This is a genomic window from Micromonospora sp. FIMYZ51, assembly GCF_038246755.1.
GTDB lineage: Bacteria > Actinomycetota > Actinomycetes > Mycobacteriales > Micromonosporaceae > Micromonospora.
The window spans coordinates 6,908,884-6,933,319 of record NZ_CP134706.1; the positions used below are offsets into that span (position 1 = coordinate 6,908,884).

At 71.4% G+C, this 24,436-nt stretch carries 24 protein-coding genes; 14 read left to right on the top strand and 10 right to left on the bottom strand.

Going from position 1 to position 24,436, the window contains the following annotated elements; genetic code table 11:
• Nucleotide 1: 1 nt before the first annotated feature.
• Nucleotides 2-706 (bottom strand): glycosyltransferase family 2 protein, encoded by a 705-nt coding sequence (locus QQG74_RS30955; protein ID WP_341718143.1) that lies wholly within the window; start codon nucleotides 704-706, stop codon nucleotides 2-4.
• A 124-nt stretch (nucleotides 707-830) separates the two neighbouring features.
• Between QQG74_RS30955 and QQG74_RS30960 the strand changes: the two genes are divergently transcribed.
• Complete coding sequence (locus QQG74_RS30960; protein ID WP_341718144.1) at nucleotides 831-2,960, top strand: phospholipid carrier-dependent glycosyltransferase; 2,130 nt, start codon at nucleotides 831-833, stop codon at nucleotides 2,958-2,960.
• 172 nt (nucleotides 2,961-3,132) lie between these two features.
• Nucleotides 3,133-4,734 carry a ricin-type beta-trefoil lectin domain protein gene (locus QQG74_RS30965; RefSeq protein ID WP_341718145.1) on the top strand — a complete coding sequence of 534 codons (1,602 nt, stop codon included), beginning with the start codon at nucleotides 3,133-3,135 and terminating at the stop codon, nucleotides 4,732-4,734.
• Nucleotides 4,735-4,890: 156 nt separating this feature from the next.
• On the opposite strand, the gene QQG74_RS30970 is transcribed toward QQG74_RS30965, so the two are convergent.
• The gene (locus QQG74_RS30970; protein ID WP_341718146.1) at nucleotides 4,891-5,403 is read right to left on the bottom strand and encodes a hypothetical protein; all 513 of its coding nucleotides are present in this window, start codon (nucleotides 5,401-5,403) and stop codon (nucleotides 4,891-4,893) included.
• A 135-nt stretch (nucleotides 5,404-5,538) separates the two neighbouring features.
• Nucleotides 5,539-6,711: an acetyl-CoA C-acyltransferase gene (locus QQG74_RS30975; RefSeq protein ID WP_341718147.1), complete on the bottom strand. Its 1,173-nt coding sequence runs from the start codon at nucleotides 6,709-6,711 to the stop codon at nucleotides 5,539-5,541.
• Between the two features lie 109 nt (nucleotides 6,712-6,820).
• Between QQG74_RS30975 and QQG74_RS30980 the strand changes: the two genes are divergently transcribed.
• Nucleotides 6,821-7,264, top strand: a complete 444-nt coding sequence (locus tag QQG74_RS30980) for a PH domain-containing protein (protein ID WP_341718148.1) — start codon at nucleotides 6,821-6,823, stop codon at nucleotides 7,262-7,264.
• Between the two features lie 25 nt (nucleotides 7,265-7,289).
• Here QQG74_RS30980 and QQG74_RS30985 read toward each other — a convergent pair whose 3' ends face one another.
• Nucleotides 7,290-8,198, bottom strand: a complete 909-nt coding sequence (locus tag QQG74_RS30985) for a rhomboid family intramembrane serine protease (protein WP_341718149.1) — start codon at nucleotides 8,196-8,198, stop codon at nucleotides 7,290-7,292.
• Nucleotides 8,199-8,325: 127 nt separating this feature from the next.
• Nucleotides 8,326-8,856, bottom strand: a complete 531-nt coding sequence (locus QQG74_RS30990) for a peptidylprolyl isomerase (protein ID WP_341718150.1) — start codon at nucleotides 8,854-8,856, stop codon at nucleotides 8,326-8,328.
• Between the two features lie 59 nt (nucleotides 8,857-8,915).
• Here QQG74_RS30990 and QQG74_RS30995 point away from each other — a divergent pair, with 59 nt between their 5' ends.
• Nucleotides 8,916-9,731 carry a hypothetical protein gene (locus tag QQG74_RS30995; protein WP_341718151.1) on the top strand — a complete coding sequence of 272 codons (816 nt, stop codon included), beginning with the start codon at nucleotides 8,916-8,918 and terminating at the stop codon, nucleotides 9,729-9,731.
• 215 nt (nucleotides 9,732-9,946) lie between these two features.
• Here QQG74_RS30995 and corA read toward each other — a convergent pair whose 3' ends face one another.
• The 3 genes from corA to QQG74_RS31010 all read right to left on the bottom strand — a co-directional run bounded on the left by corA (nucleotide 9,947) and on the right by QQG74_RS31010 (nucleotide 13,275).
• Nucleotides 9,947-11,005, bottom strand: coding sequence for a magnesium/cobalt transporter CorA (gene corA / locus QQG74_RS31000; RefSeq protein ID WP_341721459.1), 1,059 nt, complete (start codon nucleotides 11,003-11,005; stop codon nucleotides 9,947-9,949).
• Nucleotides 11,006-11,482: 477 nt separating this feature from the next.
• The gene (locus tag QQG74_RS31005) at nucleotides 11,483-12,577 is read right to left on the bottom strand and encodes a PLP-dependent aminotransferase family protein (RefSeq protein ID WP_341718152.1); all 1,095 of its coding nucleotides are present in this window, start codon (nucleotides 12,575-12,577) and stop codon (nucleotides 11,483-11,485) included.
• Nucleotides 12,578-12,816: 239 nt separating this feature from the next.
• On the bottom strand, nucleotides 12,817-13,275 hold the full coding sequence (locus QQG74_RS31010) for an ester cyclase (protein WP_341718153.1): 459 nt from the start codon (nucleotides 13,273-13,275) through the stop codon (nucleotides 12,817-12,819).
• A gap of 117 nt (nucleotides 13,276-13,392) precedes the next feature.
• Between QQG74_RS31010 and QQG74_RS31015 the strand changes: the two genes are divergently transcribed.
• The 5 genes from QQG74_RS31015 (at nucleotide 13,393) to QQG74_RS31035 (ending at nucleotide 17,336) form a co-directional block, all read left to right on the top strand.
• The gene (locus QQG74_RS31015) at nucleotides 13,393-13,842 is read left to right on the top strand and encodes an NUDIX domain-containing protein (protein WP_341718154.1); all 450 of its coding nucleotides are present in this window, start codon (nucleotides 13,393-13,395) and stop codon (nucleotides 13,840-13,842) included.
• On the top strand, nucleotides 13,839-14,630 hold the full coding sequence (locus tag QQG74_RS31020; protein WP_341718155.1) for a hypothetical protein: 792 nt from the start codon (nucleotides 13,839-13,841) through the stop codon (nucleotides 14,628-14,630). The genes QQG74_RS31015 and QQG74_RS31020 overlap by 4 nt, the downstream gene beginning before the upstream one ends.
• Before the next feature lie 222 nt (nucleotides 14,631-14,852).
• Complete coding sequence (locus tag QQG74_RS31025) at nucleotides 14,853-15,584, top strand: phosphocholine cytidylyltransferase family protein (RefSeq protein WP_341721460.1); 732 nt, start codon at nucleotides 14,853-14,855, stop codon at nucleotides 15,582-15,584.
• Nucleotides 15,572-16,639 carry an iron-containing alcohol dehydrogenase family protein gene (locus QQG74_RS31030; protein WP_341718156.1) on the top strand — a complete coding sequence of 356 codons (1,068 nt, stop codon included), beginning with the start codon at nucleotides 15,572-15,574 and terminating at the stop codon, nucleotides 16,637-16,639. Before QQG74_RS31025 ends, QQG74_RS31030 begins: the two co-directional genes overlap by 13 nt.
• A complete protein-coding gene (locus tag QQG74_RS31035) occupies nucleotides 16,623-17,336 on the top strand; it encodes a CDP-alcohol phosphatidyltransferase family protein (protein WP_341718157.1) in 714 nt (237 codons plus the stop codon). The genes QQG74_RS31030 and QQG74_RS31035 overlap by 17 nt, the downstream gene beginning before the upstream one ends.
• A gap of 131 nt (nucleotides 17,337-17,467) precedes the next feature.
• Here the strand turns inward: QQG74_RS31035 and QQG74_RS31040 are convergent, their stop codons facing one another.
• Nucleotides 17,468-18,811, bottom strand: a complete 1,344-nt coding sequence (locus tag QQG74_RS31040; RefSeq protein ID WP_341718158.1) for a glycosyltransferase family 4 protein — start codon at nucleotides 18,809-18,811, stop codon at nucleotides 17,468-17,470.
• 24 nt (nucleotides 18,812-18,835) lie between these two features.
• Between QQG74_RS31040 and QQG74_RS31045 the strand changes: the two genes are divergently transcribed.
• The 4 genes from QQG74_RS31045 (at nucleotide 18,836) to QQG74_RS31060 (ending at nucleotide 23,575) form a co-directional block, all read left to right on the top strand.
• Complete coding sequence (locus QQG74_RS31045; protein WP_341718159.1) at nucleotides 18,836-19,696, top strand: DNA-formamidopyrimidine glycosylase family protein; 861 nt, start codon at nucleotides 18,836-18,838, stop codon at nucleotides 19,694-19,696.
• Nucleotides 19,697-19,963: 267 nt separating this feature from the next.
• A complete protein-coding gene (locus tag QQG74_RS31050) occupies nucleotides 19,964-21,535 on the top strand; it encodes a sugar transferase (RefSeq protein ID WP_341721461.1) in 1,572 nt (523 codons plus the stop codon).
• A gap of 43 nt (nucleotides 21,536-21,578) precedes the next feature.
• Complete coding sequence (locus QQG74_RS31055) at nucleotides 21,579-22,805, top strand: histidine kinase (protein ID WP_341718160.1); 1,227 nt, start codon at nucleotides 21,579-21,581, stop codon at nucleotides 22,803-22,805.
• Nucleotides 22,802-23,575, top strand: coding sequence for a LytTR family DNA-binding domain-containing protein (locus QQG74_RS31060; RefSeq protein WP_341718161.1), 774 nt, complete (start codon nucleotides 22,802-22,804; stop codon nucleotides 23,573-23,575). The genes QQG74_RS31055 and QQG74_RS31060 overlap by 4 nt, the downstream gene beginning before the upstream one ends.
• Nucleotides 23,576-23,652: 77 nt before the next feature.
• Here QQG74_RS31060 and QQG74_RS31065 read toward each other — a convergent pair whose 3' ends face one another.
• Nucleotides 23,653-23,874, bottom strand: a complete 222-nt coding sequence (locus QQG74_RS31065) for a hypothetical protein (protein WP_341718162.1) — start codon at nucleotides 23,872-23,874, stop codon at nucleotides 23,653-23,655.
• Nucleotides 23,875-24,058: 184 nt separating this feature from the next.
• Here QQG74_RS31065 and QQG74_RS31070 point away from each other — a divergent pair, with 184 nt between their 5' ends.
• Entirely contained in the window at nucleotides 24,059-24,298 is a 240-nt protein-coding gene (locus QQG74_RS31070) for a flavin reductase (RefSeq protein ID WP_341718163.1), read from the top strand.
• Nucleotides 24,299-24,436 lie beyond the last annotated feature (138 nt).

A 24,436-nucleotide genomic window follows, 5' to 3' on the forward strand; every position in this document is an offset into this window, starting at 1 on the left:
GCTACCGGGTGCGGGTGGCGGGGCGGCGGCGGGTGCGTTCACGGCCGAGGATCCAGAGCGCCTCGACCCCGTCCCGCCAGGTGATCTTCTTGCCTTCCTCCCGCCCCCGGGCCCGGTAGCTGATCGGCACCTCGAAGGGGCGGATCCGGCGGCGCAGGAGCTTGCCGGTCACCTCGGCCTCCATGCCGAAACCACGGGAGCGGATGTCCAGCGAGCGGTACAGCTCGATCGGCATCAGCTTGAAGCAGGTCTCCAGGTCGCCGATGTAGGAGTTGAACAGCACGTTGGCCGCCATGGTGACGCCCTTGTTGCCCATCACGTACCAGAAGCTGTAGGCGCTGTGGCTGCCGAAGGTGCGGTTGCCGTAGACCACCGTGGCCCGCCCGTCGAGCACCGGGGCGAGCAGCGTGGGAATGTCCTGCGGGTCGTACTCCAGGTCGGCGTCGAGGATGACCATGTATTCACCGTCGGCGTTGGCGACCGCCGTCTTGATGGCCGCGCCCTTGCCCGCATTGCGCTGATGGGTGATCACGCGCAGCCGGGCGTCGTCGACCCGACCAAGGACCTCGGAGGTGCCGTCACGGCTGCCGTCGTCGACCACCACGAGCTCGATCTCGCACGGATATTCGACCGCCAACGCCTGCTTGAGGGCATCCGCGATGCGTTCTTCCTCGTTGTAGACCGGCATGAGGATCGACAGCTTCACGGGATTCTCCACGAGGGCGGCAGTGTATCGGCCATAGCCTAGCCTGGCTGCCCGGCTGGACGCTGGCGACCGTCGTTGGAGATCCGGAGTCGGGCATCCAGGCTGATGGTGTTTACTTCCGGCCATGTCGGTCGCCGGCTTCCCGCTCGTCCTCGCCCCCGTCGCCGCCGTCGTACTGCTCACCGTGGCGCTACGGCCACGGGCCGCGGACACCGTCGCGCCCCGACGGTTGGCGGTGGTCCGGGCGGCCCTGGCCACCGGTGTCTTCGCGGTGCTGACCGTCGAGGTGCTGGGTGGGTTGCGGCTGTTGACGCCTGTCGCGTTCGGCGTGGCCTGGCTGCTCTTCGTGGCGGGTTGCGCGGTGGCGGTCCGCTGGCGTCGCCGGCTGGACGCGGCGGCCAGTAGCGCGTCCGCCGCCGAGGCAACCGCGCCCGAGGCGGCGCGCTCCGCGTCCGACCGCTCGGCTTCGACCGGCGACGCGGCCGGGTCGGCCGCCGGCTGGCGGGACACGATAAGCGGCTTCTGGCGTACGGCGAGCCGGGGCGAACGGCTGCTCGCCGGCACGATCGGCGGGCTGCTCCTGATCGAGTTGCTGATCGCCCTGCTGGCCGCGCCGAACAACTTCGACTCGCAGACGTACCACCTGCCGAAGGTGGAGCGTTGGGTGGCCCAGGGCGACCTGGCCTTCTGGGCCACCGCGATCCACCGGCAGGTGACCATCCCGCCGGGCGCGGAGTACCTGCTGCTGCATCTGCGCCTGTTCACCGGTGGGGACGCGCTGTACAACCTGGTCCAGTGGGCCGGCGGGGTGGGCTGTCTGCTGGCGGTGGCCCGGGTGACGGCACAGCTCGGCGGCAGCCGGCGGGCTCAGCTGCTCGCCGCGTTCGTCCTGGCCACCACGCCGATGGTGACCCTTCAGGCGACCAGCACCCAGACCGACCTGGTCTGCGCCGCCTGGGTCGCGTGCGCGGCGACCCTCGCCCTGGACGGGCTGCGTCGACGGGCCGGCCTGGGCGAGCTGCTCGCCCTCGGTGCGGCCACCGGGTTGACCGCGCTGACCAAGACCAGCGGGTTGCTCGCGGTGGGTCCGCTGCTGGTGCTCTGGGGGTTGGGCCAGCTGCGACTGGCGTACGCCGACCGGCCGGCCGCGCGTCGCCGGGCCCCGGTCGGCCGGATCGCCCGTACGGTCGGCGCCTCGGCGTTGATCATTATCGTGGCCGCCCTGGTGGTCGGCCCGTTCCTGGGCCGGGTGTACGCGGAGTTCGGTCACCCGCTCGGGCCGGAGCGGCTGCGCGAGTCGGTCCCGATGGAGCGGCACGACCCGCCGTCGGTGCTGGTGAACGCGCTGCGGATCGGGCACACCGCGCTGGACACCCCGCTGGCCCCGCTGCGCAGCGCCACCGCCGACGCGATCGCCGGCCTGGCCGACCTGATCGGGGTCGATCCGCAGGACCGCGCCATCACCTTCGGCCAGGAGATCTTCCCGGTGCCGTCCTGGTACCCCGACGAGGATCGGGTGGCCTTCCCGCTGGCCGGGGCGCTGGCGCTGATCGGTGCCGGGGCGGCGCTGTTCCGGCCGGGGCGGATCAGCTCCGGCGCAGCCGGGGTGCTGCGGGCGTACGCCCTGGTCATGGTGCTTGCGGTGGTCCTGCACACCGCGATGATCAAATGGCAGCCGTGGGGCAACCGGTTGGTGCTCTACGCCCTGGCCGCCTCGGTGCCGCTGGCCGGCCTCTGGCTCGACGCCCTCTTCCGCCGCGCCGGCTCCCGCAGCGGGGCGGGGCGGGGCCGGCGGCCGATCGCCGTGACGCTCGCGGTGACGGTGCTGGCCACCTGCGCACTGGCCGGCGTGCTTGCGGTGTCGTACGGCTTCCCGCGCCGGCTGGTCGGCGCGGGCTCGGTCTTCACCACGGCCGAGTGGGAGCAGCGCTTCCTGCGGCGTCCCCAGTGGGCGGAGGAGTACCGCTGGGCCGCCGACGCGGTACGGGCCGCCGACGCCCAGCGGATCGGCCTGTCCCAGCGCAACGACGACTGGGAATACCCCTGGTGGTTGCTGCTGCGCGACGCCGACGGCCGGCCACCCGAGTTGTTTGCGCTCCAGTCGGTTCTGGACGACCGGCCGCCGGCCGATCCGGCGGCGCTGGACGCGATCGTCTGCGTGAACAGCCGCAGGCTCTGCGCGGATCTCGTGCCGCCGGGTTGGCGGTTCGAGTTCCGTGACCACGTCGGTTACGCCCTGCCCGCCGACCGCTGAGCGGACCGCACCGCGCCACCGGGACGAGCGCCCGGTCTCCGTCACCTGCCCCATTGGCCCGGTTCGGCGCTGCACGCAAGTATCGCGAGAGGTATTCACATAGCCCCAGCAGGTGCGTTACCTTCCGGTAACTCGATCGACACCCAACGATCGAGATGGAAGGAGTGCGTCGATGTCTGGTACCACCGCCAGGCGTGACCGGACGCATCGACGGCGACTCACCCAGGTCGCCGTCCTCGCCACCGCTCTCGTCCTGCCCATGCTGGCCGGGCCGGCCACGCCAGCCGCCGCGGCCGACCGTCCCGCCGTCCAGCCCCTCCCCGCCCACCTCGAGACGATCCGCGCCACCGAGGCCACCGCGCTCTACGGCGCACCCGGCATCCGCCCGCTCGACCAGCGCCGCACCGCGATCCTCACCATGGGCGACAGCCAGATTTCCGGCGAGGGGGTGGGCAACTACGTGCCCGGCACCCACCAGCCGGGCAACTGGTGCGACCGCTCGTACGACCAGGCGGTGTTCCGTACCGGCATCGCCGCCGACGAGCGTTACAACATCGCCTGCTCCGGTGCCACCCCGTGGAACCTGGTCGCGGGCGGCCCGACCCAGCACAACGAACTGAACCAGGGCGACCATCTCGCGATCAAGGCACGCAACACGAACATCAAACTGATCTGGGTGGTGGTCGGGGCCAACGGCGACGGCACGATCCAGTTCGGCCCGGTCGCCACCGACTGCGCGCTGCGCCGCGTGCTCTTCCAGGGCCCCTGCTGGCCCACCTACACCGACCAGTGGGCGGTACGCACCGACGGCAGCCGTCGGGCCGTCGAGGAAGCGCTCACCGACATCCGCCGGACCATGACCAACGCCGGCTACCTCTCCACCGACTACGAGCTGGTGCTCATGTCGTACTCCAGCCCGGCCAGCCCGGACGTGGAGGACAACCCCAACTTCCCCGGCTGGTACAACGGCGGCTGCCTGCTCTACCTGGCCGACGCCGCGTTCGCCCGGAACAAGGCGGTGCCGCTGTTCGAGTCGGCGCTGCGCGCGGCGGCGGCCAACACCAACACCCGCTACCTGGACGGCAGTCGGCTCTTTCACGGCCACGAGGTGTGCACCGACAACACCTCCGTCCGTGGCCTCTACATCGAGCTGGGCGTCTGGGACGAGAACGCGGCCCGCCAGTCGTTCCACCCGAACAAGCGGGGGCACGGCATGTTCGCCCAGTGCATCACCCAGTTCTACGCCTCCGGGCAGCGGCAGGGCACCTGCGTCGACCCGGCCAGCACCGGCAACGGCGTGCTCTACGGCGGGCTGCTCGAATTCAAGCAGCTGCGCAACGCGGCCACCGGCACCTGTGTCGATGGCAAGGGGTACGACTCACGTAACGGCACCGCCCAGCAGTCGTACCGCTGCCACGGCGGGCGTAACCAGGGCTTCTGGTACGACCCGACCCGGCAGTCGCTGCACTCCGAGCTTTCCCACGACCGCTGCCTGGACGTCTCCGGCGGATCGCTGACCTCCGGCACTGCGGTCAACATCTACGACTGCCACGGCGGCACCAACCAGAAGTTCGTGCTCTCCGGCAACCAGCTCCGCGCCGCCGGCAACAGCAACCTCTGCCTGGCCTTCGACAACCCGCTGCTGGGTACGCCCCGGTTGCGGTTGGCGAACTGCGCCAGCAATGCCCGGCAGCAGTGGTCGTTCGAGTCGCGCTCGTACGCCCAGCCCGTGGGGTACGGCTACGACGACTTCATCGGGTCCCGCGTCTACTGACCCGGACCGGTCCGGGGGCGGCGGGTTGTGACCCGCCCTCCCGGGCCTTCGGAGCCAGCCGCCTTCGGCGCGCCTTCGGTCAGCTGCCCTCCCCCGGGCCCCGGGTCAGCTGCCCTCCCCCGGCCCCCGGGTCAGCTGCCCTGTCCGGGCCTTCGGTCAGCTGGCCACGGCGGGCTGGAACGTGGTCGGCCGGGTGCTGGCGGGCGGCTCGGAGACGGTGGCGAGCAACCGGGGGCGGGTGCTGCGTACCCGGGCGCGAAAGGCGTGGTTGAGCAGGGCGTCGAGCTGCCACACCTGCTTCGGGTTCTGGGTGCGGATCAGGAACCGTTCCCGGATGCCGTCGATGGCGGTGGCCGCCAGCTCGACCGAGTTCAGCCGGGGGTCGGGACTCCAGGTGACGTGGCTCAGCTCGCGCAGGTCGGTGTTGAGGTGCAGCCGCAGCCGGTGCAGGATCCGGGTCTGCCGGGTGACCACGAGCCGCCGATGGGTGAGCAGCAGGAGATGGTCCCCGGACATCGGGCGGTTTGGCCGGCTGCACCGGGTGACGAGAATCGTGGCTTCGCCGGAGCCCACACAACGACGGAACACCGGCATGTGCCGGCTCGCGGTCTGCACCGCCAGCCCGGCCTCAGTGGCGGCCGGAAGGAACGTTCGGGAGAAGACGTCCATGCCCTGTCCAACGATGACGTTCGTTGGGTGACATGCCCCCCGCACCTGCTTTCTGCAAATTCCACGCCGTCAGCGTCGGGTGCGTCACCGCCTCCACGCGACGACGCACCCGGCCGCGAAGCGGCGCTGGACGGATCAGAGCAGTTCGACGATTGTCGCGTTGGCCATCCCGCCGCCCTCGCACATGGTCTGGAGGCCGTAGCGGATGCCGTTGTCGCGCATGTGGGCGAGCATCGTGGTCATGATCCGGGCACCGGATCCGCCGAGCGGGTGCCCGAGGGCGATCGCGCCGCCGCGCGGGTTGAGTCGCTCCGGGTCCGCCTCGGTCTCCGTCAGCCAGGCCAGCGGTACCGGGGCGAACGCCTCGTTCACCTCGTACACACCGATCTCCTCGATGCCCAACCCCGCGCGGCGCAGCGCCTTGGCGGTGGCCGGGATCGGCGCGGTGAGCATGGCCACCGGATCGTCGGCGGCGACCACGGCGGTGTGGATCCGGGCCAGCGGTCGCAGGCCGTGCCGGCCGGCCCACTCGCTCGTGGTGACCGCGAGCGCGGCGGCGCCGTCGGAGATCTGCGAGGCGGAGCCGGCGGTGACCACGCCGTCGCTGCGGAACGGGGTGGCGAGCTCGGCCAGCTTCTCCAGCGAGGTTTCCCGGCGGATGCCCTCGTCCGCGGCGAACTTGCCACCGTCGGCGAGCACGACCGGCGCCACCTCGGCCTCGAACGCCCCCGCGTCCTGGGCGGCGGCGGCCTTGACGTGGCTGGCCAGTGCGAACTCGTCGAGCTGGGTACGGGAGAGCCGCCAGCGTTTGGCGATCAGCTCCGCACCGACGCCCTGGTTGAACGGCAGTGCCGCATCGTCGGCGACGCCCTCCACGCCCCGGTAGCGGGCCAGGATCTGCTCGCTGAACGGCTGCCCACCGGCCACACTGGAGCCCATCGGCACCCGGGTCATCGACTCCACGCCACCGGCGACGACCAGGTCGGCCTGGCCGGAGAGCACGGTGGCCGCGGCGAAGTGCAGGGCCTGCTGGCTGGAGCCGCACTGCCGGTCCACGGTCGTGCCGGGCACCGACTCTGGCCAGCCGGCAGCCAGCACGGCGTTGCGCGCGACGTTCCACGACTGCTCGCCGACCTGGGAGACGCAGCCCCACACCACGTCGTCGACCTGGGCCGGATCGATGCCGGTGCGTTCGGCGAGGGCGCGCAGCACATGCGCCGACAGATCCACCGGGTGCACCGTGGCCAGGCTGCCCTTGCGCCGCCCGATCGGGGTACGCACCGCACCGACGATGACCGCGTCACTCATATTTACTCCCCGGTAACTTGGCTGTCTCCGATCCTACGCGCACGCTCGCCCCCGGCCCACCACGCCGCCACCGCACATGATCCGTCACGCCGCTGGCATGCTGGTCGGCATGCCCTTCGAGACGGTCCCCAGACAGTGGCGGGTACCCCCGGCCCTACCGGCGGTCAAACTGGTTGGGGCGGCCGGCGTACTCGCGCTGGGCTTCCTGCTCGCCGAGGGCGACCTGCTCCGGCCGGTGCTCGGCGTCCTGGCCGCCGCGCTGCTGGCCGGCTGGGCGGCGCGGGACCTGATCGCGCCGGTACGGCTGGCGGTGGACGTCGACGGCATCACCGTGTCGACCGGTTGGCGGGGCCGCCGGCACCTGCCCTGGTCAGCGGTGAAAACCATCCGGGCGGACCGCCGGACCGGGCGCGGACTCACCGGACCGGCGCTGGAGATCGATGCCGGCGAGTCGCTGCACCTGTTCAGCCGGCTCGACCTCGGCGCCGATCCCGCCGAGGTCGCCGACGCGCTACTCACCGCCCGACCACCCCATGCCAGTCAGGATCGCTAGCGCAGCACGGCGGACCGGCCACCGGCTAGAGCAGCGCGGCGGTCCGGATTAGCGCCAGGCCGAGCAGCGCCACCAGGATGAGCCCGCCACCGACGGCCTGCACCAGGGTGCGACGCGAGCGGGGAGCGTAGGCCAGCACCAGGGCCATCAGCGCGCCGAACACCAGACCGCCCAGGTGCCCGGCGATCGAGATCTGCGGCACGGTGAACGTGAAGATCAAGTTGATCACCAGGATCGGCACGATGGCCGAGGTGTCCCGGCCCAGCCGTCGCATGATCACGAATATCGCCGCGAAGAGACCGAAGATCGCGGTGGAGGCACCGGCCGACATCTGGTTTGGCGCACTGAAGACGTACACCGCGACGTTGCCGCCGAAGCCGGCGATGAAGTAGAGCGCGGCAAAGCGCAGCGGGCCGAGCACCGCCTCCAGCGACCGCCCGAGCACCCAGAGCGCCCACATGTTGAGCAGCAGGTGCAGCACGCCGTAGTGCAGGAACATGGCGGTGACCAGTCGGTACCACTCGCCCTCGGCGACCCCGCCGATGTGGCCGTCCGGGAACATCGCCCGGCCGAGCACGGCACCCCACTCGGTGAGCGGGGTGCTGCCACCCATCAGGCCACCGAAGCCGGTGCCGCCGGCCGCCGCGTCGCCGCCCCGGTCGGAGGCGATGGAGACCAGCATCAGCAGGAGGTTCAGGCCGATCAGGACCTTTGTCACGTAGCCGTGCCGGCCGGCGGTACCGCCACCGAAGGCGGTACGCGCCGGCCGTACGCTGCGACGTCCCTCCGCCACGCATTCCGGGCACTGGAACCCGACCGACGCCTCACGCATGCAGTCCGGGCAGATCGACCGCTCGCACCGGGTGCATCGGACGTACGTCTCACGGCCCGGGTGGCGGTAACAGGCCGGGGTGGTCGCCGGGGATTCACTCACCGCTGGCCCCAGGTGCCCGAGCGCTCAGTCATGCGAGCAAAGGTACCTCGCTGCACCGATCAGGTGACGCCGCCGTACCCCGACCGCCGTGCCCAGGCCCGGCCGGCGGAAGGGGCCTGGCGCGGCGTCACGCGGACTGGCGCTCGATCTCGACGCGCTCGATGACGACGTCCTGCAACGGCCGGTCGCTCGGGCCGGTCGGGGTGTTGGCGATCGTGTCGACGACCTTTGCGGACTGCTCGTCGGCCACCTGCCCGAAGATGGTGTGCCGGTTGTTCAGGTGCGGCGTCGGCGAGACGGTGATGAAGAACTGCGAGCCGTTGGTGCCGGGCCCGGCGTTCGCCATCGCCAGCAGGTACGGCCGGTCGAAGCGCAGCTCGGGGTGGAACTCGTCGGCGAAGGTGTAGCCCGGCCCGCCGCGACCGGTGCCCGTCGGGTCACCCATCTGGATCATGAATCCGCTGATCACCCGGTGCGAGATGGTGCCGTTGTAGTAGGGGCCGCTGCCCGGCTGGCCGGTCCGCGGGTCGGTGTACTCGCGGGTGCCCTCGGCCAACTCGACGAAGTTGCGGACGGTCTTCGGTGCGTGGTTGGGGAAGAGCTCCAGCCGGATCGGGCCGGCGTTGGTGTGCAGGGTGGCGTAGACAGCCTCGGCCACGGGTACTCCTCACTCGTTGGTCAGTTCCATGCGGATCCTCCCATGTGCCCGATCTGGACATGCGGAGGCATCCGAAGGTGGAGGATGAGAGAGAGCTACTCCCAGGAGGTGGGACCGTGTTTGGAATCGGGCGGCGCAGGAGTGAGGGGCAACTGGCCCGGGCCGAACTGAACCGTGGCATCGATCACCTGCGACAGGCCGCCAGCCACGCGGCAAAGGGTGCCGGCGCGACGGTCGGCCCGCGGGTCCACGCGGCCCGGGGTGCAGTTGCGCCCGCCGCGGTCGTGGTTCGGGACCGGGCATCGAGCGGGTTGGCGACGACGGCCGCCGCGCTCGCGCCGCTGGCCGTGGCGGTGCGCCAGGCGCGGATCGAGGCCGCCGGCAAGGCAGTCGTCGGAAAGGCCGCCGCCAAGCAGGCCGCGGTCACCAAGAAAGCGAAGAAGATGAGGGCGAAGAAGAAGTCCCGCAGTGGCGGGCTCACCATGGCCGGACTGCTCGCCGCCGGCACGGTGGCCGGCCTGGCCGGCGCGATTGCCCTGCGGCGCTACCGGGAGCAGCAGGTGTGGACGGAGTACGACACGACCGCGTCGCTGGAGCCGATGCGCGAGGAGGTGGAGACCATCGAGGTGCGAACGGCAGGTCCGGCCAGTGACAGCAAGGCGTCGGTCGCGTCGACCGGAGCGGGTAGCTCGACGGTGACCGGCGGCGACAGCGCCTCCACCACTCCCCCGGCGACCACCCGCAGCGGCAAGGTCACCCCCACCAGCAAGGTCCCCTCGGTGGCCGAGGGCGCCCGCACCACAAGCGGCCGACCCGCCGACAACATCGACAAGGCCCTGAACCAGTCCACCAACAACACCAACACCCGCGCCTAACCAACCAACCACCCCACTCCCCACCCCCACCCCACCCCGCCACCCCCACCACCCCGCCACCCCGCCACCCCCGCCGATCTTGCACTTTGTGTCGCCACATAACGGGCATAAGCCTCGTAACGGCGACCAAAACTGCAAGATCGGCGGGGCGAGGGTGGGGGTGCGAGGGTGGGGGTGCGGAGGTGGGGGTGCGGAGGTGGGGGTGAGGGCGGGGGTCAGAGCCAGTCGTTGCGGCGGAACCAGCGGTACAGGGTCAGGGAGATGGTGAGCATCAGGGCCAGGACCACGGGGTAGCCGTAGGTGACCTTGAGTTCGGGCATGAAATCGAAGTTCATCCCGTAGATGCCGGCGATGGCGGTCCAGACGGCGGCGATGGCCGCCCAAGCGGCGATCTTGCGCATGTCGTTGTTCTGGTCGACAGTCACCTGAGCCAGCCGCGCCTGGAGAATCGAGTTCAGCAGGTCGTCGTACGAGTTGACCTGCTCCACGGTGCGGCTGAGGTGGTCCTGCACGTCGCGGAAGTAGCGGCGTACCTCCTTGGGCACCTCCCGGGTCAGCTGGGTGGCCAGCGTGAGCAGCGGGCGCTGCAACGGCATCACCGCCCGCCTGAACTCGACCAACTCCCGCTTCATCTGGTAGATCCGCTGGATCCGGCCGCTGGACTGGCGGTCGAAGACCTCCGCCTCCAGCACGTCCATGTCGTCCTCAAGCCGGTCGGCGACCTCCAGGTAGAGGTCGACCACCCGGTCGGTGATCGCGTACGCCACCGCCCAGGGGCCGTGCAGCAACAACTCCCGTCGAGCCTCCAGTTCCTCGCGGACCGGGGCGAGCCGACAGGCGTCTCCGTGCCGGACGCTGATCAGGAACTGCGGGCCGATGAAGAGCATCACCTGCCCGGTCTCCACCACGTCGGAGTTCTCGGTCAGCTCGTCGTGCTCGCAGTACCGGGCGGTCCGCAACACCAGGAAGCTGACCTCACCGAAGCGCTCCAACTTGGGCCGCTGCTGGGCCTTGACCGCATCCTCGACGGCCAGTTCGTGCAGCCCGTAGGTCGCGGCGATCTCGCTCATCTCGGTCAGGTCCGGCTCGTGCAGCCCGAGCCAGACGAAGCCGGTCTCGGCACGGCGGGCCTCGGCCAGCGCCTCGGCGTAGTCCCAGTCGCCGGACTGCCGCCGGCCGTCGAGGTAGAGCGCGCAGTCGACAATGGCGCTGCGCCGGGGACCGGCCGGATGCTCCGCCGGTGGGGAGCCGTCAGGGTTGAGCCGGCGGGTCACCGCCCGTACCGGTGACCAGTTGCGGGGTCGCAGGGCGCGGCCACTCTCCGGGGTCCCGGCCGGACCGCCGGTGGGGGTGGCCCGGTGATCGCTGGTGGAGGTGACCCGTCCCCGCTGGATCCGATCCGCCATCCCGCCCCCTCTCGCGCCCGGCTGCGGCTTGCAGGTTACGCCGCCGGGCCGATCATCGAGACAGCCGGCGGAGTACGAGGGGTGGCGCCGGACGGACCGGACCGCGTCGGGGGGTGAGGGGCGATCCGGTCCGCCCGGCGCCATGGGGGCGGGGGGTTGTGCTGGCACGCCACACCAGCGTGCGGTGCGGCCGGGCCGCGCCGGAAGGGAACCGTGGCGAGCAGAGCCGACGGATCAGCCAGTACGCGTGGTGAATGACGCTCGCAGCATTGTGAGCCGCCAGCGGCGTCAACGGGAGCCCCGAGGCGAGCCAGATTCAGTTTCTGTCGGAAATCTGACAGAAACTCAGCCTCGGACCGCCGCCATCGCCTCCGCCAGCCGCCGTACGCCCTCGTCGATCCGATCGGCGGTCACCGCCGAATAGGCCAGCCGGAGCGCGTGCCGCCCGCCGTCGATGACGAAGTCACTGCCCTTGACGACCGCGACACCGCGCTCGGCCGCCGCCGGGGCCAGCTTGTCGACGTCCACGTCCTCGGGTAGCTCGACCCAGAGGAAGTAGCCACCGTCGGGCTCCACGAACCGGGCCTCCGGGATGTGCCGGCGCAGCGACTCGGCGAGCACCCCGGCCCGCTCGCCGAGGGCCGACCGGACCGTCTCGATCGACCGCTCGATATCCCCCGAGACGCAGAACTGGTGCACGATCGCCTCGGAGACCATGCCCGGGGAGATGTAGAGGCTTGTCGCCTTCTTCGCGATGTCGGCGATCAGGTCCGCCGGACCCACCAGGTAGCCCACCCGGACCCCGGGGCAGACCGTCTTGGTGAAGCTGGAGGCGTGCACCACGACGTTGCGGGTGTCCATCGACAGCATCGACGGCAGCGGCTCGCCACGGAACCGGATGTCGGCGTACGGGTCGTCCTCGAAGATCGTGAAGCCGTACTCGGCGGCGAGGTCGAGCAGCTCGCGCCGCTTGTTCAGGGAGAGCGTGACGCCCGCCGGGTTCTGGTAGTTCGGAATGATGTGCGCCAGCCGGGGGCGTACCCCCGCCTCCAGCAGCTTGCGCAGCTCGACCGTGTCCAGACCGTCCGGCTCGATGGTCACCCCGTGCAGCTCGGCACCGGCCCGCTGAAGGTTGAGCAGCGTGCGGTCGTAGGTCGGCCGCTCGACCACCACCGCGTCGCCGGCCCGGACCAGGTGGTCGAAGAGGAAGGCGTCGGCCTGCAACGATCCGTTGGTGATCAACACCTGGTCCGCCTCGACCCCGTGCTTCTCGGCGATCCACCTACGCAGCGGAAGATAACCGACGGAGGTGCCGTACGCGGTCACTCCGGCAGGGTCGGCATCGAAGGCGCGGACGGCGGCGGCCTTGAGTCCCTCGACATCGACAATGTCCAGCGAGGGGGCGCCACGGGCGAAGGAGATCAGCTGCTCGGCGGTCATGGCTGTTCAGCGTACGGGCGTTGGTCGGGCGTACGCGGACGGCACGGCAATGTCCGCATCCTGAGCCACCGGGTCGGGTGAACCCGACCACCGCCGGAGGCGGCCCGGACGGGTCCGGCTGTGCGGCAGATCAGGCCGAAAGGCGGAGCGGCTCCGGTTGCGGCGCCCGGGACAGGCCGGCAGATCAGGCCGAAAGGCCGAGCGGCTCCGGTTGCGGCTCCCGCGACAGGCCGGCCAGATCAGGCCGAAAGGCTCAGCGGTTCCGGTTGCGGCGCCCGGGACAGGCCGGCCACCTGAAGGCCGAGCAACGCGATCAGCTGCCCCCAGTCGAAGTAGGACCGCCACGCCGCGATCCGGCCCCGGCGCACCCGGACCACGTCCACCACCTCCCAGGAAACGCTGCGTCCGGTGGGGGCGACGGTGCCGAACGGGGTGTGCAGCACGCCGGTGTGGGTGCCGGTGAGGCGCTGCTCGACGGCGGCCCCGCCGGCCGTGCGTACCGCGCCGAGCGGGTCGACCCGCAGGTCGGGAAAGGCACCCGTCCAGGTACGCAGCAGGGCCGGCAACTCGGCCGGACGCACCGTCACGCCGGGCATGGCGTACTCGGCGTCGGCGGCGTACAGCTCGGGCAGCCGGGCCACGTCCCGCCGCAGGAGCATCGTGTACTGCTGCTCGATCAACCGGTCCGCGTCGCGCATGGTGGCCTCCCCACGGGCACGGTCGGCCGTACCCGTACCGCATCCCTTACCCCCGGCACCGGCGCCGCACACCGACCGACGTCGGCGAGGCTGGTACGCGGCGGCTACTGTTTCGAGGTGCCCATCGAGCCGCTGCGCTGCGCCGGAGCGCTGATCGTCGACCCCGAGGGACGCCTCTTCTTCCAACGCCGCTCCCCGCACCGACGCCTCTTCCCCAACTGCTGGGACATCGTCGGCGGGCACCTCGAACCGGGCGAGACCGTCGAGGCAGCCCTGCGCCGCGAGGTCACCGAGGAGACCGGTTGGCGGGTGTCGGAGATCCTCGGCCAGGTCGGCGAGTATCACTACGTCGGCGATGACGGCCTGGCCCGGATCGAGAGCGACTGGCTGGTCCGGGTCGACGGTGACCTGGCCACCCCGATGCTGGAGGCGGAGAAGCACACCGAGTACCGCTGGCTCGGCCACGGCGACCTCGACCTGCTCGACGAGCACCGCGACGTCAACGACGGCCTGATCCGGCGGATCGCCGAGCGGGCCTTCACCATGCTGGGGTCGACCGGTTCGTGAGCGACACCGTCGGGCTCCCTCCGCACCGGCACGCCGCGCTCGTCGCGCCCGCCGTCGACCGGGTGTTCATCGCGGCCATGCAGGCCGGCCGGGACGGCGGTGGGGCCGAACTCAGTCAACGGTACGGCGGCCCGAGCGCCACCGGTCTCCTGGTGGAACTGCGCACCCGGCTGGCCGTACCGGGTGGCACCGTCGACGGTCCCGGCTTCACCGCCGTCACCCGCTACCGCGATCCGGTCGCCTGCCGGCGGACCGTGGACCGGCATGTCGCGTACGGCATGCTCCATCGCGCGTCGGACGGCGCGCTTACCGCGACCGAACGCGGCCTGGCCTTCCTGGCCGAGCTGTACCAGGTGCACGCCGAGGTGACCGAGGAACTCTGGGCCGGACACGACGAGCGGGTGCTCCGGCTGGCGGCGATGACCGGCCGGCTGCTGGCCGCCGCGTTCACCGGCGAGCCGATCGGCGAGGGCGTTCCGGACGACCCGGCCGAGGCCGGCGGCAGCGCCTTCACCGCACTCGCTCCCCCGCACGAGCCGGACGGCACCCCGGCCGGTGTGCTGCTGCTCAACCGGCTCGGCGCGCTGCGGTACCACCGGGCCGACGCGCACGCCGCAGCCTGGGCCGCCGCCGGGCACACCCCGCGCACCATCGCCGAGCTGCCCGACGGACCGCAACGGCGGGCCATCGAGGCGGAGACCGACCGCCGGGCCGCCGGCCCGTACGCGACGCTGACCGCCCCGGAGCGCCTGGACCTGCTCGCCGACCTGGCCGCACTCCCCGGCTGAGGGCCGCAGGGGACCGACGGCGGCCACGCCGGACCACGCCGGCCACGCCGGCCACGCCGGGTTACGCCGGGTTACGCCGGCCACGCCGGGTTACGCCGGGTTACGCCGGGCCACGCCGGGCCACGTCGGCCATGCGGCCACGGCGCTGACCGGCGACGGGCGCGGCACGGGCGGCGCTATCCTCCTTCGGTGACTGCCCCGAGAACAGGAACCGATGTCAGCATGGTCGGAATGGTGCTGGCGGCGGGAGCCGGCCGCCGGCTGCGCCCGTACACCGACACCCTGCCCAAGGCGCTGGTGCCGGTGGATGGTGAGACCACCATCCTCGACATCGCGCTGCGCAACCTTGCCGAGGTAGGGCTCACCGACGTGGTGGTCGTGGTCGGCTACGCGGCGGACGCCGTCCGCGAGCGCCAGGCCGACCTGGAGCGCCGGTACGGCGTCACGCTCACCCTCGTGCACAACGACAAGGCCGAGGAGTGGAACAACGCGTACTCGCTCTGGCTGGCCCGCGACTGGTTCGCCCGGGGGGTGCTGCTGGTGAACGGCGACACCGTGCACCCGGTGAGCGTGGAGAAGACCCTGCTGGCCGAGCGCGGTCCCGGCGTACTGCTGGCGATCGACACCATCAAGCCGCTGGCCGAGGAGGAGATGAAGACCACCTTCGACGCCGCCGGCCAGCTCACCCGGATCACCAAGCTGATGGACCCGGGCGAGGCGTACGGCGAGTACATCGGCGCGACGCTTATCGAGCCGCACGTGGCCGACGCCCTCGCCGACGCGCTGGAGGCGACCTGGCGGCGCGACCCGAACCTGTACTACGAGGACGGCTACCAGGAGTTCGCCGACCGGGGTGGCGAGGTGCGGCCCGCGCCGATCGGCGACGTCGCCTGGGTGGAGGTCGACAACCACGACGACCTGACCCGGGCGCGGGAGATCGCATGCCGCTACTAGCCCGTACCGTCACCACGCCACTTTCCATCGAGGTCCGCCGGGGTGCGGTCGCCAACCTCGGTGCGCTGCTGGCCGACCGGAGGATCTCCGGCGGCGGCGACGTGGCGGTGGTGGTCGGCCCGGGACAGGGCGAGAAGATCGTCGAGTTGTGCCGGCCGTCCCTCGGGTCGGCCGACGTGTTCACCGTCGCCGGGGGCACCATCGACGCCGCGAACGAACTGGGTGACCGGCTACGCCGCCGCCCGTACGACGCGGTGGTCGGCATCGGCGGCGGCAAGACCATCGACACCACCAAGTACGCCGCCACCCGGTACGGCATCCCGATGGTGACCGTGGCGACCAGCCTCGCCAACGACGGCATCGCCTCGCCCACCGCCTCGCTTGACCACGAGGGCGGCAAGGGCTCCTACGGGGTGCAGATCCCGATCGCGGTCATCGTCGACCTGGACTTCGTGGAGAACGGGCCAGACCGGCAGACCCAGGCCGGCATCGGTGACGCGGTGAGCAACATCAACGCCTGCGCCGACTGGGAACTGGCCCACGAGGTACGCGGCGAGCCGATCGACGGGCTGGCGGTCACGCTTGCGCGTACCGGTGCCGAGGCCCTGCTCAACCACCCCGGGAAGATCACCGACGACGGTTTCCTCACCACGCTGGCCGAGGCGCTGATCCTGGGCGGCATCGCCAGTTCGGTGTGCGGATCCACCCGCCCGGTCAGCGGCGGCGACCACGAGATCTCGCACGCCATCGACCGCCTCTTCCCGGGCACCGCCTCGCACGGCGAGCAGGTCGGGCTGGGCGCGTTGTTCTGCACCTTCCTCCGGGACGACCTGGAACGCTTCGGTCAGCTCGCCCGCTGCCTGCACCGGCACGGGCTCTCCACCCGGCCCGGCGACCTCGGGCTCACCGACGAGCAGTTCGTCGAGGCGGTGGCCTTCGCGCCGAACACCCGACCGGACCGCTACACGATCCTCGAACACCTCGCGATGCCCGCTGACGACCTTCGATCCCGGCTGGGAGACTACTGTGACGCCCTCCGTGCGCACCTTGGCTGAGCCGTCCCACCCCACGCTCGCCGACTTCCACCGGGTCAACCGGGGTGGCGGCCTGTTCAGCGAGTCGATCAGCCAGTGGATCGGTGCGGTCTTCGCGCTGGTCGCCCAGCGGCTCGGGCTACGCCCCACCGCACTGACCATCACCAACCTGGTGCTCGGCCTGGCCACCTCGGTCACCGTGGTCGCGCTCGCCGGCCCGGTCGCCGCCGGGGACGTACCGGCCTGGGTGGTCGGCCTGGCCGCCCTGCTGGGCTGGCAGATCGCGTACGCCCTGGACTGCGCCGACGGTCAGCTGGCCCGGGTCACCGGCCAGGGCAGCGCGGCCGGCGCCCGGGTCGACGTCCTCTGTGACGTGGCCGCCCAGATCGCCCTGGTCGCCGCCCTGTCCGCAGTGGCGGTGGCGCAGCGCCCGTCGACACCGGTCTGGCTGGTGGCCACCTTCGCCGGCACCTGGATGGTCAACCTGGTCACCTCGGTCATGCAGTCCGGCCCGAACGCGGCAAGCATGGTCACCTCGACGTCCCTGCCCGTACGCCTGGTGAAGCTGGTCCGCGACTACGGCGCCGTCATCTTCGTCGCCGCCCTGGTCCTGATGTTCGCCCCCGCCCTGGCCTTCTGGCTGCTGATCGCCTTCACCATCGTCAACGGCGGCTTCCTCCTGGCCAGCATCGCCTTCTCCGCCCGCGCCTCCCTGTAACCAGATGCAAGGAAGGGCCCCTTTTTAACGCCTCGTGCATAGCAAGGGCCCCCCATTAACACCCCTCCGCGACCCGACCCCCAAGGCCCCAGATCCTCCCGTTGATCATGAGGTTGGCGGCAGTTTGAAGATCAACAACTGCCGCCAACCTCATGATCAACCGGGTGGGGGTGGGGGTGGGGGTGGGGGTGGGGGTGGGGGTTAGGGGTGGGGGTGGTTAGGGAGGCGTAGGTGTGGAGGAGGCGTTTGGTGACTACGTCGGGGTGGAAGGTGCGCTCGTAGCGGGACCGGGCGGCGGCGGAGAGCGCGGCGGCCCCGGCCATGGCCAGCGGTAGCGCTGCGGCCAGTACGGCCGGGTCCGGGGGCACCACCCAGCCGGCCTCGCCGGTCTGGATCCCGGTGGGCAGGGCGCTCCCGCCGACGGCCGGCTCGACCCCGGCGGGGGCGGAGGCGGTGGCGGCGGGGCCGGTGCCGGCGGGTTCGCGGGGGGTGTCGGCGCCGACCAGGTACGGGATGCCGCCGAGCGCGGTGCCGAGCACCGGACGGCCACTGGCCAGCGCCTCGATGATCACCGTTGGCAGTACGTCGTGCCAGGTGGAGGTGGCCAGGACCACGGCGCTCGCGGCCAGCGCGGCGCGTACGCCGGCCCGGTCCAGCGGGCCGAGGAAGGTGACGTCGGCGCGCTCGGCCGCCACCGACTCGACAAGCGGACGCAACTCGCCGTCACCGGCGATCCGCAGCGGCCCGAGTGCGCCGTCCGGGTGCCGCCGCCAGGCTTCCAGCAGCAGCGCGAGCCCCTTCTCCGGGGAGAGCCGGCCGAGGAAGAGGAAACCCTGGCCGAGCGGCGCGGGCGTGCCCGGGTCGGGGATTCCGTTCGGCTTGACCACGATGCGCGAATCCGGGATGCCGTAATCGCGCAGGTGGTCGGCGACCGCGCTGGTCAGGGCGATGAACCGGTCCACCGACTTCCAGGTGCCCCGGTGCACGGCAAGCGTGGTGGCCATCAGCGCGCTCTGCGCCCGCGACCCCCGGTAGCAGCGGTGCACCACCGCCGGCACGCCGAGCGCCCGGCCCCGGCAGTCCTGGCAGATCACGCCGTCGCGGAAGTAGAGCCCGGAGGAGCAGACCTGGCGGTAGTTGTGCACCGTCTGCACCACCGGTACGCCGTGCTTGTGTGCGGTCCGCACCACCCAGGGCGAGAGCAGGGGGTACGGGTTGTGCAGGTGCAGCACGTCCGGCCGGTGCTCGGTGAGCAGGCGGGACAGGTCCTGCTGGGCCCGGGGCGCATAGATCGGGGAGATCGGCAGCAGCGCCTTGGCCGTCTTCGGCATCGAAGCGATCTCGTCGGAGCTGCGCAGGAACGGCAGCACCTCCACGCCGGCTGCGGTGAGCTGGGCGATCTCCGCGTCGACGATGGTGTTCTCACCGGAGGGTTGAGCTTCCCGGTACCGGTTGTGTGCCACCACGATTCTCACGGCAAAGAAGGCTACCGTTGAACGGTGCCCGAACTTCCAGAGGTGGAGGCGCTCGCGGGTTACCTGCGGCAGCGCGCGGTAGGCCGCCGCGTCGACCGGCTGGAGATCACCGCGATCAGCGCCCTGAAGACGTACGATCCGGCGCCGACTGCTGTCGCGGGCCGGACGGTGACCGACGCGCGGCGGCACGGCAAGTTCCTCGACGTCGTCTTCGACGGCGGTCTGCACCTGGTGGTCCACCTGGCCCGCGCGGGTTGGCTGCACTACCGCGAGGCGTTCGCCTCGACGGTGCCGCTACGTCCCGGCAAGGGGCCGATCGCGCTGCGGGTCCGCCTCGACGACGGCTCCGGCTTCGACCTGACCGAAGCCGGTACGCAGAAGAAGCTCGCCGCCTATCTGGTGACCGACCCGCAGGCGGTGCCCGGGGTGGCCAAGCTCGGGCCGGACGCGCTCTCGGCCGACCTCGCCACCTTCGCGGGCGCGTTACGCAGCCGCCGTGGACAGGTCAAGGGGGTGCTCACCGACCAGGCGGTGCTGGCCGGGGTGGGCAACGCGTACTCGGACGAGATCCTGCACGCGGCGAAGCTGTCACCGTTCGCGCTCACCAACCGGCTGACCGACGATCAGATGGCGGCCCTGCACGCGGCGACCCGGCGGGTGCTCGGTGACGCGGTGACCCGTTCGCTGGGTCAGCGGGCCGCGGAACTGAAGGGCGAGAAGCGGTCCGGGCTGAAGGTGCACGCCCGCACCGGTCTGCCCTGCCCGGTCTGTGGCGACACCATCCGGGAGGTCTCGTTCGCCGATTCCGACCTCCAGTACTGCCCGACCTGCCAGACCGGCGGCAAACCCCTCGCTGACCGTCGGTTGTCCAGACTCGTACGGTGAGTAACGCCACTCGCTGGTTACGGAACGGAATCGGACGCGCGGTGCGTAACCACCGGTCCGCCGCTCTACCCGGGCCGCCATCCATCGGTATAGTGGCCCGGTCCCCGGCTTCCGGATGGCGTGGAGCCGGCCAGATGCCAGGTGAAAACGAGCCCGTCGCGCAATGTCCCTCGGGTCGGCGACGCAACGGATCACGCGTGGAAGACTGGAACGGTGGGCGACCCGCGTCCTCACGGCGAGTGAGCGGCGCGTGGCATGCGGGAGGACATGGGTGAGGTGACGACTAGCCTCCAGCGCCCGGTAACCAACGAAGGCCGGAGCAGACTCGTGCGGCACGTCGACAGCTTCGAGATCCAGCCGCCGAATCAGCCGTCCCACAACGGCGTACCCCGGTCGGCCTGGGCCCGGGCCCGGCGTCGTGTCTCCCGCTGGCACCGTCCGTACACCCTGATTCTGCTGCTGCTCGACTTCGCCGCGGTGGCTTTCTCCAGCTTCACCGCGATCCACACCTTCGACCAGGCCACCGCCGGTTTCCACGCCGCGCAGGACGACCCGACCTGGTTCTTCACCGTCGCCTTCCTGCTGCTGCCGCTCGGCTGGCTGATCATTCTGTGGTTCAACGGCGCCTACGACCGGCGCTGCCTGGGGCTCGGGCCGGACGAGTTCAAGCGGGTGATCCGGGCCGGCGTGGCGGTCTGCGCGGCGGTCTCCTTCATCGCCTTCGCCACCAAGACCGACCTGTCCCGGTTCACCGTCGGCACCGCGCTGCTGATGGCCCTGCTGCTGATCCTGCTGGGCCGGATCCTGACCCGCTTCGTGCTGCACGTGATGCGCCGCAACACCCGGCAGGCGGCGCACCGGATGGTGCTGGTCGGCACCTTGCCGGAGTGCCTGGAGGTCTACACGGCGGTCACCCGTAACCCGTCGGCCGGGCTGGTGCCGGTGGCCATCCACATCACCGACGGTTACGCCGCAGCCAAGGGGGTGCAGACCCCGGTGCCGGTGTACGCCGGCCGCGACGTGCTGGCCCTGGTGCGGGAGGTCGGCGGCGACACCATCGCGGTCTGCGGCTCGGCCAGCGCCGAGCCGGGCGAGCTGCGCCGGCTGGCCTGGCAGTTGGAGGGCTCCGGCGTCGACCTGGTGGTGGCTCCGCAGCTGACCGACATCGCCGGCCCCCGGGTGCACATCCGGCCGATCGAGGGCCTGCCGCTGCTGCACGTCGAGGAGCCGACCCTGTCCGGGCCGGCGCTGCTGGCCAAGAGCATGATGGACCGGGTCGCCGCCGGGCTCGGCCTGCTGCTGCTGGCGCCGGTCTTCCTCGCCATCGCGGTCGCGATCCGGATCTCCGACCCCGGGCCGGTCTTCTTCCGCCAGCCTCGGGTGGGACACGAGGGACGCACGTTCCGGGTGTGGAAGTTCCGGACCATGTACGTCGACGCGGAGGACCGGCTGGCCAGCCTGGTCGACCAGAACGAGACCGACGGCATGCTGTTCAAGATGAAGCAGGACCCCCGGGTCTTTCCGGTGGGCCGCTTCCTGCGTGCCTCCTCCCTCGACGAGCTGCCGCAGCTGATCAACGTGTTGAAGGGCGAGATGTCGCTGGTCGGGCCGCGACCGCTGCCCGCCGACGACGGTGACTTCCTGGGCGATGTGCGGCGTCGGCTGCTGGTCCGCCCCGGCATGACCGGGTTGTGGCAGGTGTCCGGCCGCTCCGACCTGTCCTGGGACGAAGCGGTCCGGCTCGACCTCTACTACGTCGACAACTGGTCGCTCGCGTACGACCTGAGCATCCTGTGGCGCACGGTGGGCGTGGTGCTGGCCCGCAAGGGCGCGTACTGATCCCCTCTTCCCCTCACCCGGCGCAACCAGCAGGATCATCGGCGTGGGTGGCAACCTCTCCGCGATCATCGGAGTCTTCTCGCTGGTCACCGTCGTGGCCGCGACCCTGGTCGCGGTCGCCCGGCTACGCGGACGCCGGGGCATCGCCACCCCTGGTCAGCGGGCCACCTACGAGGTGCTGCACACCGCCGGGCTGGCCGCCGAGCCGCTGCGCACCGGGCTGAACCCGACCAGCGCGGCCAAGGCCGCCCGGCACCTGCGCACCCTGATCGGCGCGGAAGGACTGGCGCTCACCGACACCGACGACGTACTCGCCATCGACGGGCGCGGCGCGCACCACGGCGAACAGCTGCGCGCGGCGGCCCGGCGGGTGGTCGCCTCGGAGCGGTCCACGGTGCTCGCCGAGTCCGAACTCTCCTGCGATCGGCTCGACTGCCCGGTCCGGGGGGCGGTGGTGACGCCGTTGGCGGGTGGGGAGGGACGGATCGCCGGTGCCCTGGTCGCGGTCACCGCCGGGGTACCCGCACCCGGTCTGTTGCAGGCCACCCTGGAGACCGCGCACTGGGCCAGCAGCCAACTCGCCCTGGCCGAGTTGGACTCGTCCCGGGAGCGGCTGGCCCGAGCCGAGGTCCGGGCGCTACGGGCGCAGATCAGCCCGCACTTCATCTACAACGCGCTTACCGCGATCGGCTCGTTCGTCCGGACCGACCCGGAGCGGGCGCGGGAGCTGATCCTGGAGTTCGCCGAGTTCACCCGCTACTCGTTCCGGGCGCACGGCGAATTCACCACGTTGGCCGAGGAGCTGCGCTCGATCGATCGCTACCTGACCATCGAACGGGCCCGGTTCGGCGACCGGCTCCAGGTGCGCCTCCAGATCGCCCCCGAGGTGCTGCCGGTGATCCTGCCGTTCCTCTGCCTGCAACCACTTGTGGAGAACGCCGTCCGGCACGGGTTGTCGCGCAAGCCCGGCACGGGCATGGTGAGCATCGAGGCCCAGGACGCGGGCGCCGAATGCCACATCACGGTGGAGGACGACGGAGTGGGGATGGATCCGGGCACGCTTACCGCCGGGATCGCCGAGCTGGCCGGGAGCACCGGCGACCCGGGCGACGACCCGGGCCAGCACGTCGGTCTCTCGAACGTCGACGAGCGACTCCGGTCGGTCTTCGGGGACGGCTTCGGCCTGGTCGTGGAGACGGGTCTGGGTTCGGGTACGAAGGTGAGCATGCGGGTGCCGAAGTTCCACCCCGGCGTACGGGCCAGCTCGTGACCGGCAACGGCGGGACGTCGGGCTTTCTGCGCGTACTGGCGGTGGACGACGAGCCACCGGCGTTGGACGAGTTGGCGTACCACCTGCGGGCCGACTCCCGGGTGGCCCGGCTGCACACGGCCGGCGACGCCACCGAGGCGCTGCGGGTGCTCCGCGACGGCGACGTGGACGTGGTCTTCCTGGACATCCGGATGCCCGGCCTGGACGGCATGGAGCTGGCCCGGGTGCTGCGCCGGTTCGCCCGGCCACCGGCGATCGTCTTCGTCACCGCGTACGACGACGGCGCGGCGGACGCCTTCGACCTGGGCGCCACCGACTACGTCCGCAAGCCGGTACGCGCCGAGCGGCTGGCGGAGGCGCTGCGCCGGGTGGTCGGCTCGCGGGTGGTGCCGTCGCATCCGGCCGCGCTGGCCCGCGCCGAGGAGGATCCGACGATCCCGGTGGAGCTGGCCGGCAGCACCCGGATGCTGCCCCGCTCGGCGGTGCGCTGGGTGGAGGCGCAGGGCGACTACGCCCGGCTGCACACCGCGGAGGGTTCGCACCTGGTCCGGGTGTCGCTTGCGACGCTCGCCGAGCGGTGGGCCGACGCGGGGTTCGTCCGGATCCACCGGTCGTACCTGGTGCAGCTGCGGCTGATCGCCGAGCTGAGGCTGGTCAACTCCGGGTACGTGGTGGTGGTCGACGGCACCGAACTGCCGGTGAGCCGCCGGCACACCCGGGAGCTGAAGGACAAGCTGGTCCGGGCCGCCAAGCAGGAGTGGGGTCGCTAGGAAGCCAACGGCTGGACCGCCGGAGGCTGAGGCCGGACGCTGCTCGGTCGCGCGCTCGGGCCGGCGGCCTGGTCGTGCTATTCCTGCTCGTCGCCGTCGGTGGCGCGCGGCTGCCGATACTTCGCGATCCAGGCTTCCACATCCGCCTTGAGCCACACCTTGGTAGCTCGCAGTTCCTGGTAGGGCTCGGGGAAGGTGGGCCGCATCGCGATCTGCTGAAAGCGCGAGCGGGTAACGCCGAGCATCTGGGCGATCTCCCACGGCCCTACCAGCTCGCCTGGTCCCTTCCCAGCAGCCATAGAGCCGAAGGTATGTGCGCGTTGCCCTCCTTGGGTGGGGGTCCCCGATCGCTCACCCCCGATCGGGGGTCTCCGGATGCTTGACAGTTGAGGAGATGGCGGGTGTGATTTGGAGAGCCCCTCGGCTGTTGGAGGCGGAGCCCGGCGGCCGGGGGTGCCTGGACTCGTGTGGGAGGAGCCGTCGATGCAACGCCACGCACCCGTCAAACCCCTCTGGTTCTGTGCCGCGTGCGCGCATGGCTGGCCCTGTCGACAGGCCCGTACGGAGTTACGCGCCGAGTACGGCACGGTCCGGCTGTTGGGCCTGGACATGGCCGACCTGCTCACCGAGGCGACCGCCGACCTGACCCGCCTCGGCGCGCCCCTCGACCCCCGCGACATGCACGTCAGGTTCCTGGGCTGGATCAGGAAACCGGAAGGATAGATCTTGGACCGGCCGTGCCCCTATGGCGGCGCTCCCGGTCCAAGATCGGGGACTTGGGGCTTGTCCACCGGGTTATCCACAGGGGTGAAGCGTTGTCCACAGGTTGTCCACAGCCCTCTTGACAATTGTGGGGAGCGG

Coding starts and splice junctions, on each gene's coding strand:
- QQG74_RS31070 (WP_341718163.1), top strand. CDS start 24,059: ATGCAACGCCACGCACCCGTCAAACCCCTCTGGTTCTGTGCCGCGTGC.
- QQG74_RS31025 (WP_341721460.1), top strand. CDS start 14,853: ATGGTCGGAATGGTGCTGGCGGCGGGAGCCGGCCGCCGGCTGCGCCCG.
- QQG74_RS30980 (WP_341718148.1), top strand. CDS start 6,821: ATGCCCTTCGAGACGGTCCCCAGACAGTGGCGGGTACCCCCGGCCCTA.
- QQG74_RS31005 (WP_341718152.1), bottom strand. CDS start 12,577: ATGACCGCCGAGCAGCTGATCTCCTTCGCCCGTGGCGCCCCCTCGCTG.
- QQG74_RS30970 (WP_341718146.1), bottom strand. CDS start 5,403: ATGGACGTCTTCTCCCGAACGTTCCTTCCGGCCGCCACTGAGGCCGGG.
- QQG74_RS31065 (WP_341718162.1), bottom strand. CDS start 23,874: ATGGCTGCTGGGAAGGGACCAGGCGAGCTGGTAGGGCCGTGGGAGATC.
- QQG74_RS31010 (WP_341718153.1), bottom strand. CDS start 13,275: ATGCGCGACGCGGACCGGTTGATCGAGCAGCAGTACACGATGCTCCTG.
- QQG74_RS31050 (WP_341721461.1), top strand. CDS start 19,964: ATGGGTGAGGTGACGACTAGCCTCCAGCGCCCGGTAACCAACGAAGGC.
- QQG74_RS30975 (WP_341718147.1), bottom strand. CDS start 6,711: ATGAGTGACGCGGTCATCGTCGGTGCGGTGCGTACCCCGATCGGGCGG.
- QQG74_RS30960 (WP_341718144.1), top strand. CDS start 831: ATGTCGGTCGCCGGCTTCCCGCTCGTCCTCGCCCCCGTCGCCGCCGTC.
- QQG74_RS30995 (WP_341718151.1), top strand. CDS start 8,916: ATGCGGAGGCATCCGAAGGTGGAGGATGAGAGAGAGCTACTCCCAGGA.
- QQG74_RS30965 (WP_341718145.1), top strand. CDS start 3,133: ATGTCTGGTACCACCGCCAGGCGTGACCGGACGCATCGACGGCGACTC.
- QQG74_RS31030 (WP_341718156.1), top strand. CDS start 15,572: ATGCCGCTACTAGCCCGTACCGTCACCACGCCACTTTCCATCGAGGTC.